The organism is Streptomyces sp. WG7 (assembly GCF_049975785.1).
Taxonomy (GTDB): Bacteria; Actinomycetota; Actinomycetes; order Streptomycetales; family Streptomycetaceae; genus Streptomyces.
On record NZ_JBNGGE010000174.1, the window covers coordinates 1 to 750 of the forward strand.

Annotated in this window: 1 protein-coding gene and 1 pseudogene; both read right to left on the reverse strand. The window is 68.3% G+C overall.

Annotated elements, in window-relative coordinates; genetic code table 11:
* The coding region (locus ACP4J0_RS38600) for an IS5 family transposase (RefSeq protein ID WP_426604135.1) at nucleotides 1-658 on the reverse strand (658 nt) is incomplete at its 3' end.
* A pseudogene (locus tag ACP4J0_RS38605) lies at nucleotides 618-740 on the reverse strand (transposase); the annotation flags it as partial. The pseudogene ACP4J0_RS38605 and the gene ACP4J0_RS38600, both read right to left, overlap by 41 nt.
* Nucleotides 741-750: the final 10 nt, after the last annotated feature.

Consider the following 750-nt stretch of genomic DNA (forward strand, 5'->3'; position numbering starts at 1 on the left):
CGACCACGTTGCGTCGGCGGTAGATCTGCCGGTTGAATGCCGGTGGCCTTCCGCCGAGGCGGCCGCGGCTGTGTCGGTGGCGCCGCTGGTCGCTCTTCTCCGGGATGGCGCACGTGATACCGCGTTTGCGCAGGTAGGCGCGGAAACCCCGGGAGCTGTAAGCCTTGTCGGCGATGACCTGGTCAGGTCTGGATCGGGGCCGGCCGGGGCCGTCGCGGGGGACGCGTATGCGTTCCAGGAGGGGGCGTGCGCAGATACTGTCGTGGCGTTGACCGGGTGTCAGCAAGACCGCGAGCGGGCGTCCTTTGCCGTCGCAGGCGAGATGGATCTTGGTGGTCAGTCCTCCTCGGGATCGGCCGAGGGCGTGATCGTATGGTTCGTCCCGTCGGTGGGTCCCCCTTTTCGGCCGGTGGCGGCGGCGTGCTGGTGGGCGCGGACGATGGTGGAGTCGATCTGGACGAGCCAGTCGATGTCGCCGGCCGCGTCCGCATGGGCCTGGATCGTCTGCAGGGCTCGGCTGAACACGCCGTCCAGGGCGTAGCGGCGGAAGCGGGTGTACACCGTCTTCCACGGCCGTAGCGTTCCGGCAGGTCACGCCAGGAGATCCCCGTGCGGATCTTGTAGACCATCCCGTTGATGACCTGCCGGTCTTCCACACGCGGTCGGCCGGTCGCGGCCCGCGGTACGAGTGGAGCGAGTAACTCCCACTCCCGATCGGTGAGTTCATGGCGACGTATCACGCCGCCATGA